Here is a 14,236-nt window from a genome sequence, read left to right on the forward strand (position 1 = left end):
TGCCTTCCAATCCGTAAGGTTCGACGCTTACTTGAGCTGGTCCGCCGTGTAGTAGCCGCCCTGGACGAGCTCCTTCTCGTAGTTCGTCTTGTCGACGCTCACCGGCTGGAGCAGGTAGGCGGGGACGATCTTGGTGCCGTTGTCGTACGACTTGGTGTCGTTGATCTCGGGCTTCTTGCCGTTGAGCGAGGCGTCGACCATGTCCGTGGCGACCTGGGCGAGCTTGCGCAGGTCCTTGTAGACGGTCATGGACTGCTCACCGGCGATGATCGACTTCACCGAGGCCAGCTCGGCGTCCTGGCCGGAGATGACCGGCAGCGGCTTGGCGGCGGTGCCGTAGCCGTCCGACTTCAGGGCGGCGAGGATGCCGATGGAGATGCCGTCGTAGGGCGAGAGGACCGCGTCGACCCGGCCGCTCGTGTACGTGGAGGTGAGGATGTCCTCCATGCGCTTCTGGGCGGTGGCGCCGTCCCAGCGCAGCGTGGTGACCTTGGTGAGCTCGGTCTGGCCGGACTTGACCACCAGCTTCTTGCTGTCGATGTACGGCTTGAGCACGCTCATCGCGCCGTTGAAGAAGTACTTGGTGTTGTTGTCGTCGTTGGAGCCGGCGAACAGCTCGATGTTGAAGGGGCCCTTGCCGGCGGCCAGGCCGAGCTTGTCGACGAGGTAGGTGGCCTGGAGCTTGCCGACCTTCTCGTTGTCGAAGGACGCGTAGTAGTCGACGTTCTTCGTGCCGAGGATCAGGCGGTCGTAGGAGATGACCGGGATCTTGGCGTCGGCGGCCTGCTGAAGCACGTTGTTCAGGGACTTGTTGTCGATGGCGGCGATGATCAGCGCCTTGACGCCCTGCGTGATCAGGTTCTCGATCTGCGAGACCTGCTGGTCGGGGTCGTCCTCGCCGAAGACCAGCTTGGTCTTGTAGCCCTTGGCCTTCAGGTCCTTCTCGACATTGGCGCCGTCGGTGATCCAACGCTCGGAGGACTTGGTCGGCATCGCGATGCCGATCGTCCCGCCCTTGGCGTCGCCGCCGGTGTCCTCGCTGCCGCCGTCACCGGACTGGCCGCAGGCCGTCAGGGTCAGGGCGAGGGAGGCGGCTCCGGCTATGGCGGCGAGTGCGGCTCTGCGGTTACGCATGATCATCATCCTTGATGTGTGTGCAGGGATCGGTCTCGCGGTGTTGAAGGGCGCTGGCGTTCCCGGAGGTGAATCCGGGAAGACCGAGAAGAAACCGAAAAGAAGATGTGTGGGATTCTGCGTGCCTGTGTCGGCTTGTGTGAAGCAGGGTTTCCGGAACGTTATGACTGAATGTCGAACCGGTTCAGTTCGCCGGGCAGTCGCGAGCCCAGCGGCGCCATGTCGCCGTCCGCGCCATGACGCGCGAGGAGGTCCAGGGCGAGTCGTCCGCGCCGCACCCGTTCCCGGGCCGTGGACAGTGTGACATCGCGCATGTGGTGACCATAGGGGTAGATGCCGGGGGCCTTGGACAGTCCGAACTTCAGGTAGAGCGGTGCGCCGCGCCGGATCAGCTCGGCGACCTCGTACATCCGGATATAGCCGCCGAGATCGTCGGGGGCCTCGATGTACATGTCCATGGGAGCGCCGGACACTCGCCGGATCTCGGTGAGGTGATCCAGCGTCAGATCGCTGGGCACGTTGACCGAGTCGGCGCCGAGCCGCTCGTACACCGCGTACGCGGCCGGGTTGACGGGGCCGATGAGCGCCGACACCTTCAGCGTCGTGTCGGCCGGGATGAGGCCGGCCTGGCGGGCCCGGTGCAGCGTCCACAGCACGCCCTCGTCGGCGACGAGAAGGCACTTGACGCCCAGCTCCGTCGCCCGGACGGCGTCTTCGACGCAGCCGGCGACCGCGTCGTGCCCGCGGGCCCGCAGGCCCCCGCCGCGCGAGTCGGTCCGGGTGGAGCCGCCGATGTCCCAGGTGCCGCGCGGGCCGGTGAACAGGCAGAGCTCGATGTCGCGCTCGCCCGTCGCGTCGACCATCTCGGTGATCTCGGCGTCGGAGAGCATCCACACGCCGCTGCCCTGGCTGATCCGGTGGATCGGCACGTCGAGCCGCGAGGCTTCCTTGAGGATGACGGCCAGCGCTTCGGGACCCTCGCACGAAGGGACCTCGGTGCGCCAGCGGCCGCCGCCCGGGAAGGTGTGGGAGGAGGTGTCGGCGGGGTCGAGGGCGGGCGCGCCCAGGCCGAGCGCGGTGAGCGCCTGCTCACCGGGTCGGCGGGCGCCCGTGGTGGAAGCGTCGGTCGTCACAAGCTGTCCTTCGTGTTCGATATTTCGGACATAGTTCGCGGCTCAGGGCGTGCTGCGTGCGGGATGTGGGTGTACGCCGGTACGGCGGCCGTCAGGTCGCCCCCGTACCGGCGTACGGCTAGGGGTTGCTCCGGCACTCGGCCGGATTCTTCTACGGGCGGAGCAGTACCTTGCCCACCTTCGGATCGCCGGATCCCACCAGCTCGATGGCCTCGGAGAACTCGGCGAGCGGCAGCTCGTGGGTGACGAGCGGCAGCGGGTCCAGCAGCCCGGCCCCGAACACCCGCACGGTGTGCGACCAGGCGTCCGGCGGCGCGCCGAAGACGGTGTGCACCTCCAGCTGCCGAACCACCAGGTCCGTCGGGTCCAGCCCGTCGGCGCCCGGCGCCGGGATCCCCGTCAGCACCAGCCGCCCGCCGCGCCGCAGCAGCGAGGCCGCGGCACGCGCGGCCGACGCGGAGCCGGCGGTCTCGATGACGACGTCGAAGTCGTCCGGCAGCACCTGGTCCCGGGTGCGGAAGTCGGAGGCGCCGAACCGGCGGGAGAGGGCCTCCCGGTCGCTGCGGGTCCCGACGACCAGCAGCTCGGCCGGGGAGCCCGCCTTCAGGAACTGGACGGCGAACATGCCCAGGGTGCCGGTGCCGACCACGGCCACCTTCTCGCCGGGCAGCGCGTGCGCCTTGATCGCGGCGGCCGCGATGCAGGCGGCCGGCTCCAGCAGGGCGGCGGCGGTGAGGTCCGCGTCGTCCGGGAGCACGTGCAGCAGCCGGGCCGGCAGGGTGAGGGTGGCGGCCATGGCTCCCGGCTGGGTGAAGCCGGTCTCCTCGTAGCCGTCCGTGCACAACGTTGTCTCGCCCGCGTGGCAGCGGTCGCAGACCTGGCAGTTGCGGAAGCCCTCGCCCACCACCTTGCGGCCGACGAGCGACGCGGGGACCCCCGCGCCCACCGCCTCGACCGTCCCGGACCACTCATGGCCGGGGGTCAGCGGGTAGCGGACGTATCCCTCGGGCCGGTTGCCCTGGTACACCTCGCGGTCGCTGCCGCAGATGCCGGTCGCGTGGACCCGGACCAGCGCCTCGCCGGGCTCCGGCCGCCGGGGCTCGTGCGGGACGATCCGGTGCTCGCCCGGCGCGTCGACGACGACTGCGGTGCTCACTTCTCGGCGCCCTTCGGCTTGCGCTGTTCCCAGCCCTCGGCCCACAGGTCGAAGCGGGCCTGCTGCTGCGGGAACTCGGCGGCGGCGTCCACGTCCAGCTCGACGCCCAGACCGGGCTTGTCGGAGAGGTGGAAGTAGCCGTCGATCACCTCGGGCGCGCCCTTGACGACCTTCTTGATCTCCGCGTCCGCGAAGTCGTTGAAGTGCTCGAGGATCTTGAAGTTCGGGGAGGTGAACCCGACCTGGAGGGAGGCGGCGGTCAGCACCGGGCCGCCGACGTTGTGCGGGGCGACCAGCACGTAGTGCGCCTCGGCGGTCGCGGCGAGCTTCCTGGTCTCCCAGATGCCGCCGATGTGGCCGACGTCCGGCTGGATGATGTCGACGGCCTGGCTCTCGAACAGCTCGCGGAACTCGATGCGGTCGTGGATGCGCTCACCGGTGGCGACCGGGATGTCGACCTTGGCGGCGACCTTCTCCAGCGCCTTCAGGTTCTCCGGCGGGCACGGCTCCTCCAGCCACGCGGGCTTGAAGGGCGCGAGCTCCTTGGCCAGCCGGATGGCGGTGGCGGGCGAGAACCGGCCGTGCATCTCCAGCATCAGCTCGGAGTCCGGCCCGATGGCGTCGCGCACGGCCTCGATGAGGGAGACGGCGTACAGGGTCTGCTCGTGGTCCAGCTCGAAGTGGCCGGTGCCGAAGGGGTCGATCTTGAGCGCCTTGTAGCCGCGCGCCATGACCCCCTGGGCGGCCTTGTGGTAGGCCTCCGGGGTCCGCTCGGTGGTGTACCAGCCGTTGGCGTACGCCTTGACCTTGTCGGTGACCTTGCCGCCGAGCAGCTGCCAGACCGGGACGCCGAGGGCCTTGCCCTTGATGTCCCAGCAGGCCATCTCGACGACGGCGATGCCGGACATCACGATCTCGCCGGCCCGCCCGTAGTCGCCGTACTTCATCCGGCGCACGAGGTCCTCGACAGCGAACGGGTCGGAGCCGAGAATGTGGTTGGCCTCGGCCTCCTTCAGGTAGCCGATCAGCGCGTCGGTGTGGCCCAGCATGCGGGTCTCGCCGACACCCGTGATGCCCTCGTCGGTGTGCACCAGGACGTACGTCAGGTTGCGCCAGGGCGTCCCGACCACGTGTGTGCTGATTCCGGTGATGCGCACGGAAGTTGCCCTTCGACTGTTCGAGATTTCGTCACTTGTTCGAAATGCTGGGCAGACAGTAAGGATGGCGCGAGGCAGGTGTCAATGGGTCGAACAGGTAACGATTTCGACAGTTTCCGCCCAGCTTTCGATGACGGACTGATCAACTCGCCACGCGGGGATGATCGATTTCCCACACAACTTTCACAGCCGGACCTCGGAACCTGACCATCCGGGAACTTACTCTTCCCGCGTCATGGACTACTGCAACCCGTGCCGAAGGCACCTCAACGGCGCCCTCGCCTGCCCGGGGTGCGGCGCACCCGCCGAACAGCTACGCGCGTATCCCGCGCCCGCCCCGGAGCCGGCGCACACATGGGAGGAACCCGCGCCCGAGCGCGTCGACGACGGCGACCCGGACGGCGGCGCCGAGGGCGAGACCGCGCGCGAGAGCGCGGACGCCGAGCCGTCGGGCCGCGCCGCGCGCCGCCGCGAGCAGGGCCGGGCCGGCCGGCGGGCCCCCGCGGGCACGGCTGCCGCGCCGGACGCGAGCCGTCGCGACCGCAAGGCCACGGTCCACCGGCGCCGCCGCAGGCGCACGATTTTGGTCACCGTCGGCTTCGTGCTGGCGGCCGGCGGACTGAGTCTGGCCGAACTCGGCGTGGACGCGCCGGGGTTCTCCTCCACCCCGGACCCGGCGGCGGCCGGGGGCGAGTCGGCCGAGGTCGACGGATCGACGGCGGCGCCGAGCGCCTCCGCGCAGCCCCTGGACGACCGGACCGGCCCGGGCGGTGACAAGGCCTCCCCCGACGCCTCCGGCTCCCCGTCGGCCTCGCCCTCCGCCTCGGCCTCGGAGTCGCCGGACCGGTCCACGCGAACCCCGGACAAGGAGGCCCAGTCGGCCACCCTCCCCGGTTCCTCCGGCTCGGCGGCCCCGTCGGGCTCCGACGGCGCCCCGACGGCCGACCCCACGTCCGGGGGCGCGTCCCCGCAGCCGTCGCCGTCGGAGACGTGCACACGGTTCCTCTGGTGGTGCTCGTAGCCCCTTCGCGGGGCGAAGAGGCCTGCTGCGGGCCGGAGTCGGGCGTGATTTCCGGCCACCGGCTCCGTGGCCGGGCGGTCGGCCGGCGGCGGGCCGCCCGAGCCGCCGGGAAGACGGCGCGTTATTCAACCGTGACGCCGTTCCGGTGCAGCACTCTTGACCGCCGTGAATTGTTAGCGCTCACAATGACCTCCGCATTCACCAGTCGGTGTCCGATCGTGGCGGCGCGGCAACAGCCGTTCGCAGCACAGGGCTTATCGGCAGACGATCGCCAAGGAGGTACGGCCGTGACCCGCGCGCAGCTTCGACCGCCCACCATGGCTGACGTGGCGCGCATGGCCGGTGTGTCCCACCAGACCGTGTCCCGTGTGCTGGGGGATCACCCCAATGTGCGGGACGAGACCAGGTCCAGGGTGCTGCGCGCGATCGAGGAGATGGGATACCGTCGCAACTCCTCCGCACGTGCCCTGGCGACTCGGCGCACCCGGACCCTGGGCGTGGTCGCGTCCGACACCACCCTGTACGGGCCGGCCAGCACGTTGTTCGCGCTCGAGGAGGCGGCGCGTGCCGAGGGGTATCTCGTCTCGACGGTCAGTCTGCGCGAACTGACCATGGACAAGGTGTCCGAGGCCCTGGACCATCTCAGCGAGGGCGGGGTGGAGGGCGTCGTCGCCATCGCGCCGCAGCGGTCGGCGGTCGAGGCGCTGGCCGAACTCCGCCATCCCTTCCCGGTGGTGGTCGTGGGCAGCGGTCCGGGCGTGGACGTCCCCGCCGTCAGCGTGGACCAGCACCTGGGAGCGCGGCTGGCCACCGGTCATCTCCTGGCCGCCGGCCACCAGAAGGTCTGGCATCTCGCCGGACCGGAGGACTGGCAGGAGGCGGCCGACCGGGCCGCCGGCTGGCGGGCGACCCTCGAAGCGGCGGACGTCGAGCCGCCGATGCTGCTGCGAGGGGACTGGAGTCCGCTGTCGGGCTACCGGGCCGGCCAGGAACTGGCCGGCTGGGTCGGCCGGGGGCTGACCGCCGTCTTCGTCGCCAACGACCAGATGGCGCTGGGCGTGTTGCGGGCCCTGCGCGAGGCGGGGGTCCGAACCCCCCAGGACGTCGCGGTGGTCGGCTTCGACGACATCCCGGAGTCGGAGTTTTTCGCGCCTCCGCTCACCACCGTCCGGCAGGACTTCGCGACGGTGGGCAGGCGGGGCATCGCCCTGCTCCTGGAACTGATCGAAGGCCGGCCGCCGGCCATCGCGAACCGGCTCGCGATCGAACCCCAACTCGTCGTCCGAGCCAGTTCCTTCCCGTACGCCGCCCAGTCGGAAGGCGTACCTCTCTGACGGACCGACAGGCCGCCCCTCCCCCCAGTGTGGCCGATATTCCGAACAATGATCGACAGGCTGGACGCAGTGCGGCCGGTTCTGTCGAGTGCCAACGGGTCCATCCCCGGCCCGGCTCTTCAAAGGAGAAGAACATGCTCAACAGAAGGAACTTCCTCACCGCGGCGGTCGGCGTGGCGGCGGCGGGCGGCCTGGCGGCCTGCGCCAAGAAGGACGACACCGCGTCCAGCTCCTCCTCCGGGGACGGCAGCAAGGCGATCAGCCTCGGTTTCTCCCAGGTCGGCTCGGAGAGCGGCTGGCGCAGCGCCAACACCGACTCGGTGAAGTCGGCCGCCAAGGAAGCCGGTTACAGCCTCAAGTTCTCCGACGCCCAGCAGAAGCAGGAGAACCAGATCTCCGCCATCCGCAGCTACATCGCGCAGAAGGTGGACGTCATCGCCTTCTCGCCGGTGGTCGTCACCGGCTGGGACGCGGTGCTCAAGGAGGCGAAGGCCGCGAAGATCCCGGTGGTCCTCACCGACCGCTCCGTCGAGACCTCCGACGAGTCCCTGTACGTCACCCTGGTCGGCTCCGACTTCACCGACGAGGGTCGCCGCGCCGCGAAGATCCTGGAGAAGGTCATCGCGAAGGCCGGCCTCAAGGGCGCCGTCAAGATCGCCCAGCTGGAGGGCACCACCGGCGCCGCCCCCGCGATCGAGCGCGCCAAGGGCTTCAAGGAGGTCATGGACGCCGACCACGCGTCCGACTGGAAGGTCGTCGTCAGCCAGACCGGCGACTTCACCCGCGCCGGCGGCAAGCAGGTCATGGCGGCCTTCCTGCAGTCCAACCCGGACATCAACGTGCTCTTCGCGCACAACGACGACATGGCCATCGGCGCCATCCAGTCCATCGAGGCGGCGGGCAAGAAGCCCGGCACGGACATCCTGATCGTCTCGATCGACGGCGTGAAGGACGGCTTCGTGGCCATGTCCGAGGGCAAGATCAACGCCATCGTCGAGTGCAACCCGCTGCTCGGCCCCCAGCTGATGGACGTCGTGAAGAAGGTCAAGGACGGCGAGACGGTCGAGCGCTGGATCAAGACCAAGGAGGGCGACTTCATGCAGGACCAGGCCAAGGCCGCGCTCCCGACCCGGAAGTACTGACCGACGCACCCACCGGCAGGGAGCCTCCGGCCGACCGAGCGCCATCGGTCCCGGGGCTCCCTGCGGGCCTGAACCTTTTCTCACGAGGAGCACTGCCATGGCAGAGCCGCGGCCCGTCCTGGAGATGACGGGCATAGTCAAAGAGTTTCCGGGGGTACGGGCTCTGTCGGACGTCGACTTCCGGCTCTTCCCCGGCGAGATTCACGCCCTGATGGGCGAGAACGGCGCGGGAAAGTCCACCCTGATCAAGGTCCTGACGGGGGTCTACTCCCTGGACGGCGGCACGATCACCCTGGACGGGAAGTCCGTGCGGTTCGGCAGCCCGCTGCACGCGCAGCAGGCCGGCATCAGCACGGTGTACCAGGAGGTGAACCTCTGCCCCAACCTGTCGGTGGCGGAGAACATCTTCATCGGGCGCGAGCCCACCCGGATGGGCCGGATCCAGTGGAAGCGGATGCGCAAGGAGGCGGCGGAGCTGGTGGACCGGCTCGGCCTCGACATCGATGTGACCGCGCCCCTGTCCTCGTACCCGCTGGCCGTGCAGCAACTGGTCGCGATCGTACGGTCGGTGGGCACCGGCGACAGCGACGGACAGGGCTCGGGCACCAAGGTGCTGGTCCTGGACGAACCGACGTCCAGCCTCGACCGCGACGAGGTCAAGGAGCTGTTCCGGCTGATGCGGCAGCTCAAGGACGAGGGCGTGGCGATCCTGTTCGTCTCGCACTTCCTCGACCAGATCTACGAGATCTGCGATCGCATGACGGTCCTGCGCAACGGCGCCCTCGTCGGCGAGCACATGGTCGCCGACCTCGACCAGGTCGCGCTGATCCAGCTGATGATCGGCAAGGCCCTGGACCAGCTGGAGGAGCTCCACGACCAGCAGCTGCACGCCGACGTCGGCGAGACGCTGCTCACGGCCGACGGCCTCGGCAGGACCGGCGGCATCGCCCCCTTCGACCTGGAGATCAAGAAGGGCGAGGTGATCGGCCTCGCCGGCCTCCTCGGCTCGGGCCGCACCGAGCTCGCCCGGCTGCTCTTCGGCGCCGACCAGCCGGACAGCGGCAAGGTGTCCATCGGCGGCAAGCAGGTCTCGATGAGCGCCCCGAACGACGCGATCGGCGCCGGTGTCGCGTTCTGCTCCGAGAACCGCAAGACCGAGGGCCTGGTGCCCGATCTGACGGTCCGGGAGAACATCATCCTGGCCCTGCAGGCCTCGCGCGGCTGGACCCGGCCCATCCCGGTCGCGCAGCGCGACGAACTCGTCGCCAAGTACATCAAGGCGCTGGACATCCGCCCCGCCAACCCCGAGGCCAGGGTCGGCCAGCTCAGCGGCGGCAACCAGCAGAAGGTGCTGCTGGCCCGCTGGCTGATCACCCAGCCGAAGCTGCTGATCCTCGACGAGCCGACGCGCGGCATCGACGTCGGCGCGAAGGCGGAGATCCAGAAACTCGTCGTCTCGCTCTCCGAGGACGGCATGTCCGTCCTGTACATCGCGGCCGAACTCGAAGAGGTGCTCCGGCTCAGCCACACCATCGGAGTGCTGCGCGACCGCCGGCTGGTGGCGCAGCTGGCCAACGGGCCCGAGATCACCACGAGCCGGATCCTGGAGACCATCGCGAGCGGAGAGCACCAGTGACCACCTCCACCTCCACCTCGACCTCCACCCGATGGCGGGCGCTGACCCACCATCACCTGTTCTGGCCGCTGGCGGTCCTCGTCTTCCTGCTGCTCGTCAACGTTCCCTTCACCCCCGACTTCTTCTCGATCAAGATGGCGGACGGCCACCTCTACGGCAGCCTCGTCTCGATCGTGCTGTTCGGATCGCCGCTCATCCTGGTGGCGGTCGGCATGACCCTGGTCATCGCCACCGGCGGCATCGATCTGTCCGTCGGCGCCGTGGTCGCCATCACCGGAGCACTGGCCTGCTCGTACATCAGCGACCAGTCCGATCAGAGCGCCCTGTCCGGGGTGCTGCTCGCCATGGGCCTGGGCCTGCTGGCCGCGGTCGTCTGCGGCCTGTGGAACGGCTTCCTGGTCGCCCGGATGGGCATCCAGCCGATCATCGCCACGCTGATCATCATGGTCGCCGGGCGCGGTGTCGCCCAGCTGATCACCGACGGCCAGATCATCACCATCAACAGCGAGCCGTACAAGCTGATCGGCGGCGGCTACTGGCTGACGCTGCCGTTCTCCATCTTCGTGGTGGCCGTGGTCGTGGCCGTCACCGTCGTCCTCACCCGGCGCACGGCCCTCGGGCTGCTCGTCGAGTCGGTCGGCGGCAACGCCGAGGCCAGCCGTCTGGTGGGCATCAGGTCCCGGCGCATCAAGATCATGGTGTACGCGTTCTGCGCGCTGTGCGCGGGCATCGCGGGCCTGATGATCAGCTCCAACACCTCGGCGGCGGACGGCAACAACGCCGGCCTGTGGATCGAACTCGACGCGATTCTCGCCGTGGTGATCGGCGGCACATCCCTGCTGGGCGGCCGGTTCTCCGTCGGCGGCACGGTGGTCGGCGCCCTCGTCATCCAGACGCTGACCACCACGATCTACACCATCGGCGTGCCGACCCAGACCAACCTGGTCTTCAAGGCCGCCGTCGTCATCGTCGTGTGTCTGCTCCAGTCCCCGAAGTTCCGGGCCAAGGTCTTCGGCGCCGGATTCGGCGCCAGGTTCGGCGCGAAGACCGGGGCCGAGCCGGCCGCGGCGTCGGCGGACACCGCCGCGGCGACCGAGGCCGCTCCCAAGATGGAGGTGTCGTGATGAGCACGACCACCCGGACCCCCACGGCCCCGGCCCCCGACAGCCGTACCCCGTCCCGGGCCGCGCGGCTGCTCGGCGACCGGCGGCTGCCCGTCGTGGCGACGGCCCTGCTCTTCCTCGTGATGTACGGCGTCGGCCTCGGCCGCTACCAGTACTACGGGTTCGCCGAGCCGCAGGTCTTCCTGAACCTGTTCATCGACAACGGCTATCTGCTGGTCGCCGCCGTCGGCGTCACCTTCGTCATCCTGTCCGGCGGCATCGACCTGTCCGTCGGCTCGATGATCGGCTTCACGACGATGTTCACGGCCTGGCTGGTCGAGCGCCAGGGGCTGCCGCTGGTGCTCGTGATCCCGATGGCGCTGGCCGTGGGCGCGTTCGGCGGGTTCCTGATGGGCTATGTGATCCACAACTTCGAGATCCAGCCCTTCATCGTGACGCTCGCCGGCCTGTTCCTCTTCCGCGGCCTGTGCCTGGTCATCAGCAAGGAGTCGATCTCCATCGACGACTCCTCGGTGAGCAGCATGGCCCAGGCGCAGGTGTCGCTGGGGATGGGCTTCCTGTCGATCGGCGCGATCGTCTCGCTGGTCGTCCTCGCCGTCGCGTTCTACGTCCTGCACTACACGCGCTTCGGGCGCCGGGTGTACGCCATCGGCGGCAACGAGCAGTCGGCCATGCTGATGGGTCTCCCGCAGGGCGGCACGAAGATCGCCGTGTACACCGTGAGCGGGTTCTGCTCGGCGCTGGCCGGGCTGCTCTTCACGCTGTACATCCAGTCCGGCGACCCGCTGCACGCGACGGGCATGGAACTCGACGCGATCGCCGCGGTCGTCATCGGCGGCACCCTGCTGACGGGCGGCTCCGGCTATGTCCTGGGCACCCTGTTCGGTGTCCTGGTCCTGGGCCTGATCAAGAGCATCATCCAGTTCGAGGGCACGCTCAGCTCCTGGTGGACGAAGATCGCCACCGGTGTGCTGCTGTGTGCGTTCATCCTGATCCAGCGCTTCATGACGACCCGCAGGAAGACCTGAGCCGAGGAGACGTTCCCGGTCGGAGCGGTCCGGCGCACTCACCCCGTGCGCCGGACCCGCGCCGTTTCCGCGCCGCTCGACGCCTGCCCGTCGCCTGCTCGTCGTCGGCTCAGCCGGTCTTGAAGATCGTCCAGACCGTCTTGCCGATGGCGTGCTCCGTGATGCCGAAGTCGTCGGAGACATGGCGGGCCAGCTGGAGGCCTCGGCCCGAGCAGGCGTCGGAGGGCGGGGGGTCCGCGGGGACCGGGTGGTCGCCGGTGTCGCGGACGGCGAGGCGGATCAGCGGGCCGTCCAGGGCGAGGGTCACGCAGTACTGCCGGCCCGGGGGCACACCGTGCAGCAGGGCGTTCGTGGCGAGCTCCGAGACGCACAGTCTTATGTCGTCCAGCCGATCGACGCAGCCCCACTCCGCCAGGACCTGCTCGACGAAGGTGCGGGCGGCCCGTACGGAGGCGCGCGAGCGGGGGAAACGACGTTGCCGTGTCAGGGGCACGGGGGGCCACCTCCGGTGGTTCAGGGGCGTCCTGCGGCGATACCTTACTGTTATTCGCGAAAGGTGACAAGGTAGTGAAGGGTGGCTGAGGGTGGCTCGGGGTGGCGGTTGGCGGATGAGTCAAGTCGCCTACCGTGTAGGGCGGCAGGGTCGAAAGAACGGTCGGCCGTACAGGAGGACGTCGTGGGTGGGAGCGATTGGGTCAGCACGTCGTTGCCGTATCTGATGCCCCGGGGGACGGGGCAGGGCGACCCCTGGGCCGCGGAGGCCGCGGCGCGGGGGCGGCGGGGTACGCAGCGGATAGTGCACGCCGGCGAGGTGCCCGCTCCCGCCGAAGTGGCGGCGCTGCTCGACGTCCCGGAGGGCGATCCCGTCGTCGTGCGCCGGCGCCTGATCCTCCTCGACGACGAGCCCAGCGAGCTGACCGACACCTACTACCCGACGGCCGTAGCGGCCGGCACCCGCCTCGCCGGCACCGCCAAGATCCGCGGCGGCGCCCTCGCGCTGCTCGCCGAACTCGGCCATGTCGGCGTCCTCGTCCGGGAGGACGTGACGGCCGGGATGCCGGACGACGACGAGCGCCGGGCGCTGAGCACCGCCCCCGACGAGCCCGTCCTGCGGCTGGTCCGGCTCACCCTGGACCGCGACGACCGGCCGATCCAGGTCGACCGTATGGTGATGCCTGCCCTACGGCAGAGGCTGCGCTACCAGATCAGGATCGGATGACCGTGCCCAAGGCAGAACCGGAAGCCGCCGACCGCCGATCCCTGCACGAGCGGATCGCGGCCGATCTGCGCGACGACATCATGAGCGGCGAGCTCGCCCCCGGCGCCAACCTGCCCACCACCGCCCGGCTCAAGGACCGCTTCGCCGCGTCCAGCGCCACCGTGCAGAAGGCCCTGCAACTCCTCAAGGACGAACGCCTGGTGGTCGGCCGGGCGGGCGCCGCCGTCACCGTCCGCGAACATCGCCAGCGCACCGTCCGGCCCGCCGCCCTGATGGCGCCGGGCAGCCCCGGCGCGCCCTACCGCTGGCTCGCCGAGGCGGCCAAACACGGCACGCACGCCCGCACCGAGCTCCTCGACGTGGCCGAGATCCGGCCGCCCGCCGACGTCCGCGCCGCCCTCGGCCTCCCGCCGGACGGCACCGCCCTGCTGCGCGCCCAGATACTCCTCGTGGACGACGAACCCGCCGAACTCGTCGAGGCCTACTACCCGTCGGACCTCGCGCGGGGCACGCCGCTGGCCGAGCGCCGCCGGATCAGGGGCGGAACTCCCGCCCTGCTGACCGAACTCGGCCACCCGCCCCGCCGCAGCACGGACCGGGTCTCCGCCCGCGTCCCCACCCAGGACCAGTACCGCGCCCTCCGCCTCACCAGCAGCATGCCGGTACTGCGTACACTGCGCGTGATCCACAGCGACGGCGACCGTCCTGTCGAGGTGACCGTGATGGTGAAGGCCGGTCATCTCTACGAGCTGCAGTACGAGTTCACCGCGGAAGCAACAGAAGCAACAGAAGAAGTGGAAGGAGGGGGAGGGGCGTGACCGTGCTCGTCCTCTCGGGGCTCCTCGCCCTTGTCCTCGGTGGCTGCGCCTGTGTCTGGTGGGCGGCCCGCGGCGGCCCCCGCTGGGCGCGGGGCGTGGCCGCCGTGATCCTGACGCTGAGCGAACTGCTGACCCAGGCGGAGCGCAGGAGCCGCAGGAGCGGCAGTAGCGGGCGGTCGAACCAGGGCGACGACTAGGACCTGTCCGAGGACGGCTCGGAGGCCTGCCCCCGGGCCGGTTCGCTAGTGCCGCGGCAGGCAACGTTCGCCCCGTCGCGACGCCCGGCACGCACTCTCGCCGCACCGGCCGAAAGCCCAAGTACGTCCAGTACGAG

14 protein-coding genes are annotated in these 14,236 nt (G+C 69.9%); 9 read left to right on the plus strand and 5 right to left on the minus strand.

Features of this window, described 5'->3' with window-relative positions; genetic code table 11:
* Nucleotides 1–27 precede the first annotated feature (27 nt).
* The 4 genes from chvE to AB0J04_RS23010 all read right to left on the minus strand — a co-directional run bounded on the left by chvE (nucleotide 28) and on the right by AB0J04_RS23010 (nucleotide 4,580).
* Nucleotides 28–1,134 (minus strand): multiple monosaccharide ABC transporter substrate-binding protein, encoded by a 1,107-nt coding sequence (gene chvE / locus AB0J04_RS22995; RefSeq protein WP_363170409.1) that lies wholly within the window; start codon nucleotides 1,132–1,134, stop codon nucleotides 28–30.
* A gap of 161 nt (nucleotides 1,135–1,295) precedes the next feature.
* A complete protein-coding gene (locus tag AB0J04_RS23000) occupies nucleotides 1,296–2,267 on the minus strand; it encodes a hypothetical protein (protein ID WP_363170410.1) in 972 nt (323 codons plus the stop codon).
* A 151-nt stretch (nucleotides 2,268–2,418) separates the two neighbouring features.
* Nucleotides 2,419–3,423: an alcohol dehydrogenase catalytic domain-containing protein gene (locus tag AB0J04_RS23005; protein WP_363170411.1), complete on the minus strand. Its 1,005-nt coding sequence runs from the start codon at nucleotides 3,421–3,423 to the stop codon at nucleotides 2,419–2,421.
* Nucleotides 3,420–4,580: a mandelate racemase/muconate lactonizing enzyme family protein gene (locus tag AB0J04_RS23010; protein WP_363170412.1), complete on the minus strand. Its 1,161-nt coding sequence runs from the start codon at nucleotides 4,578–4,580 to the stop codon at nucleotides 3,420–3,422. The genes AB0J04_RS23005 and AB0J04_RS23010 overlap by 4 nt, the downstream gene beginning before the upstream one ends.
* A 235-nt stretch (nucleotides 4,581–4,815) precedes the next feature.
* On the opposite strand from AB0J04_RS23010, the gene AB0J04_RS23015 reads away from it, so the two are divergent.
* From AB0J04_RS23015 to yjfF, 6 genes are all read left to right on the plus strand, one after another.
* Nucleotides 4,816–5,601, plus strand: a complete 786-nt coding sequence (locus AB0J04_RS23015; protein ID WP_363170413.1) for a hypothetical protein — start codon at nucleotides 4,816–4,818, stop codon at nucleotides 5,599–5,601.
* Nucleotides 5,602–5,888: 287 nt separating this feature from the next.
* Entirely contained in the window at nucleotides 5,889–6,935 is a 1,047-nt protein-coding gene (locus tag AB0J04_RS23020; protein ID WP_363170414.1) for a LacI family DNA-binding transcriptional regulator, read from the plus strand.
* Nucleotides 6,936–7,069: 134 nt separating this feature from the next.
* On the plus strand, nucleotides 7,070–8,077 hold the full coding sequence (locus AB0J04_RS23025) for an ABC transporter substrate-binding protein (protein WP_363170415.1): 1,008 nt from the start codon (nucleotides 7,070–7,072) through the stop codon (nucleotides 8,075–8,077).
* 97 nt (nucleotides 8,078–8,174) lie between these two features.
* Nucleotides 8,175–9,713, plus strand: coding sequence for a sugar ABC transporter ATP-binding protein (locus AB0J04_RS23030; protein WP_363170416.1), 1,539 nt, complete (start codon nucleotides 8,175–8,177; stop codon nucleotides 9,711–9,713).
* On the plus strand, nucleotides 9,710–10,837 hold the full coding sequence (locus AB0J04_RS23035; RefSeq protein WP_363170417.1) for an ABC transporter permease: 1,128 nt from the start codon (nucleotides 9,710–9,712) through the stop codon (nucleotides 10,835–10,837). The genes AB0J04_RS23030 and AB0J04_RS23035 overlap by 4 nt, the downstream gene beginning before the upstream one ends.
* Nucleotides 10,837–11,865, plus strand: coding sequence for a galactofuranose ABC transporter, permease protein YjfF (yjfF, locus tag AB0J04_RS23040; RefSeq protein ID WP_363170418.1), 1,029 nt, complete (start codon nucleotides 10,837–10,839; stop codon nucleotides 11,863–11,865). The genes AB0J04_RS23035 and yjfF overlap by 1 nt, the downstream gene beginning before the upstream one ends.
* Before the next feature lie 109 nt (nucleotides 11,866–11,974).
* On the opposite strand, the gene AB0J04_RS23045 is transcribed toward yjfF, so the two are convergent.
* Nucleotides 11,975–12,358 (minus strand): ATP-binding protein, encoded by a 384-nt coding sequence (locus AB0J04_RS23045; RefSeq protein WP_363170419.1) that lies wholly within the window; start codon nucleotides 12,356–12,358, stop codon nucleotides 11,975–11,977.
* A 183-nt stretch (nucleotides 12,359–12,541) separates the two neighbouring features.
* On the opposite strand from AB0J04_RS23045, the gene AB0J04_RS23050 reads away from it, so the two are divergent.
* From AB0J04_RS23050 to AB0J04_RS23060, 3 genes are read left to right on the plus strand one after another with little or no spacing between them, the layout of a single operon-like run.
* The gene (locus AB0J04_RS23050; protein WP_363170420.1) at nucleotides 12,542–13,084 is read left to right on the plus strand and encodes a UTRA domain-containing protein; all 543 of its coding nucleotides are present in this window, start codon (nucleotides 12,542–12,544) and stop codon (nucleotides 13,082–13,084) included.
* On the plus strand, nucleotides 13,081–13,902 hold the full coding sequence (locus tag AB0J04_RS23055; protein WP_363170421.1) for a GntR family transcriptional regulator: 822 nt from the start codon (nucleotides 13,081–13,083) through the stop codon (nucleotides 13,900–13,902). The genes AB0J04_RS23050 and AB0J04_RS23055 overlap by 4 nt, the downstream gene beginning before the upstream one ends.
* On the plus strand, nucleotides 13,899–14,099 hold the full coding sequence (locus AB0J04_RS23060) for a hypothetical protein (protein WP_363170422.1): 201 nt from the start codon (nucleotides 13,899–13,901) through the stop codon (nucleotides 14,097–14,099). The genes AB0J04_RS23055 and AB0J04_RS23060 overlap by 4 nt, the downstream gene beginning before the upstream one ends.
* The last annotated feature ends 137 nt before the right edge of the window (nucleotides 14,100–14,236 follow it).

Origin of the sequence: Streptomyces sp. NPDC050263 (genome assembly GCF_040655955.1) — a bacterium.
Lineage (GTDB): Bacteria > Actinomycetota > Actinomycetes > Streptomycetales > Streptomycetaceae > Streptomyces.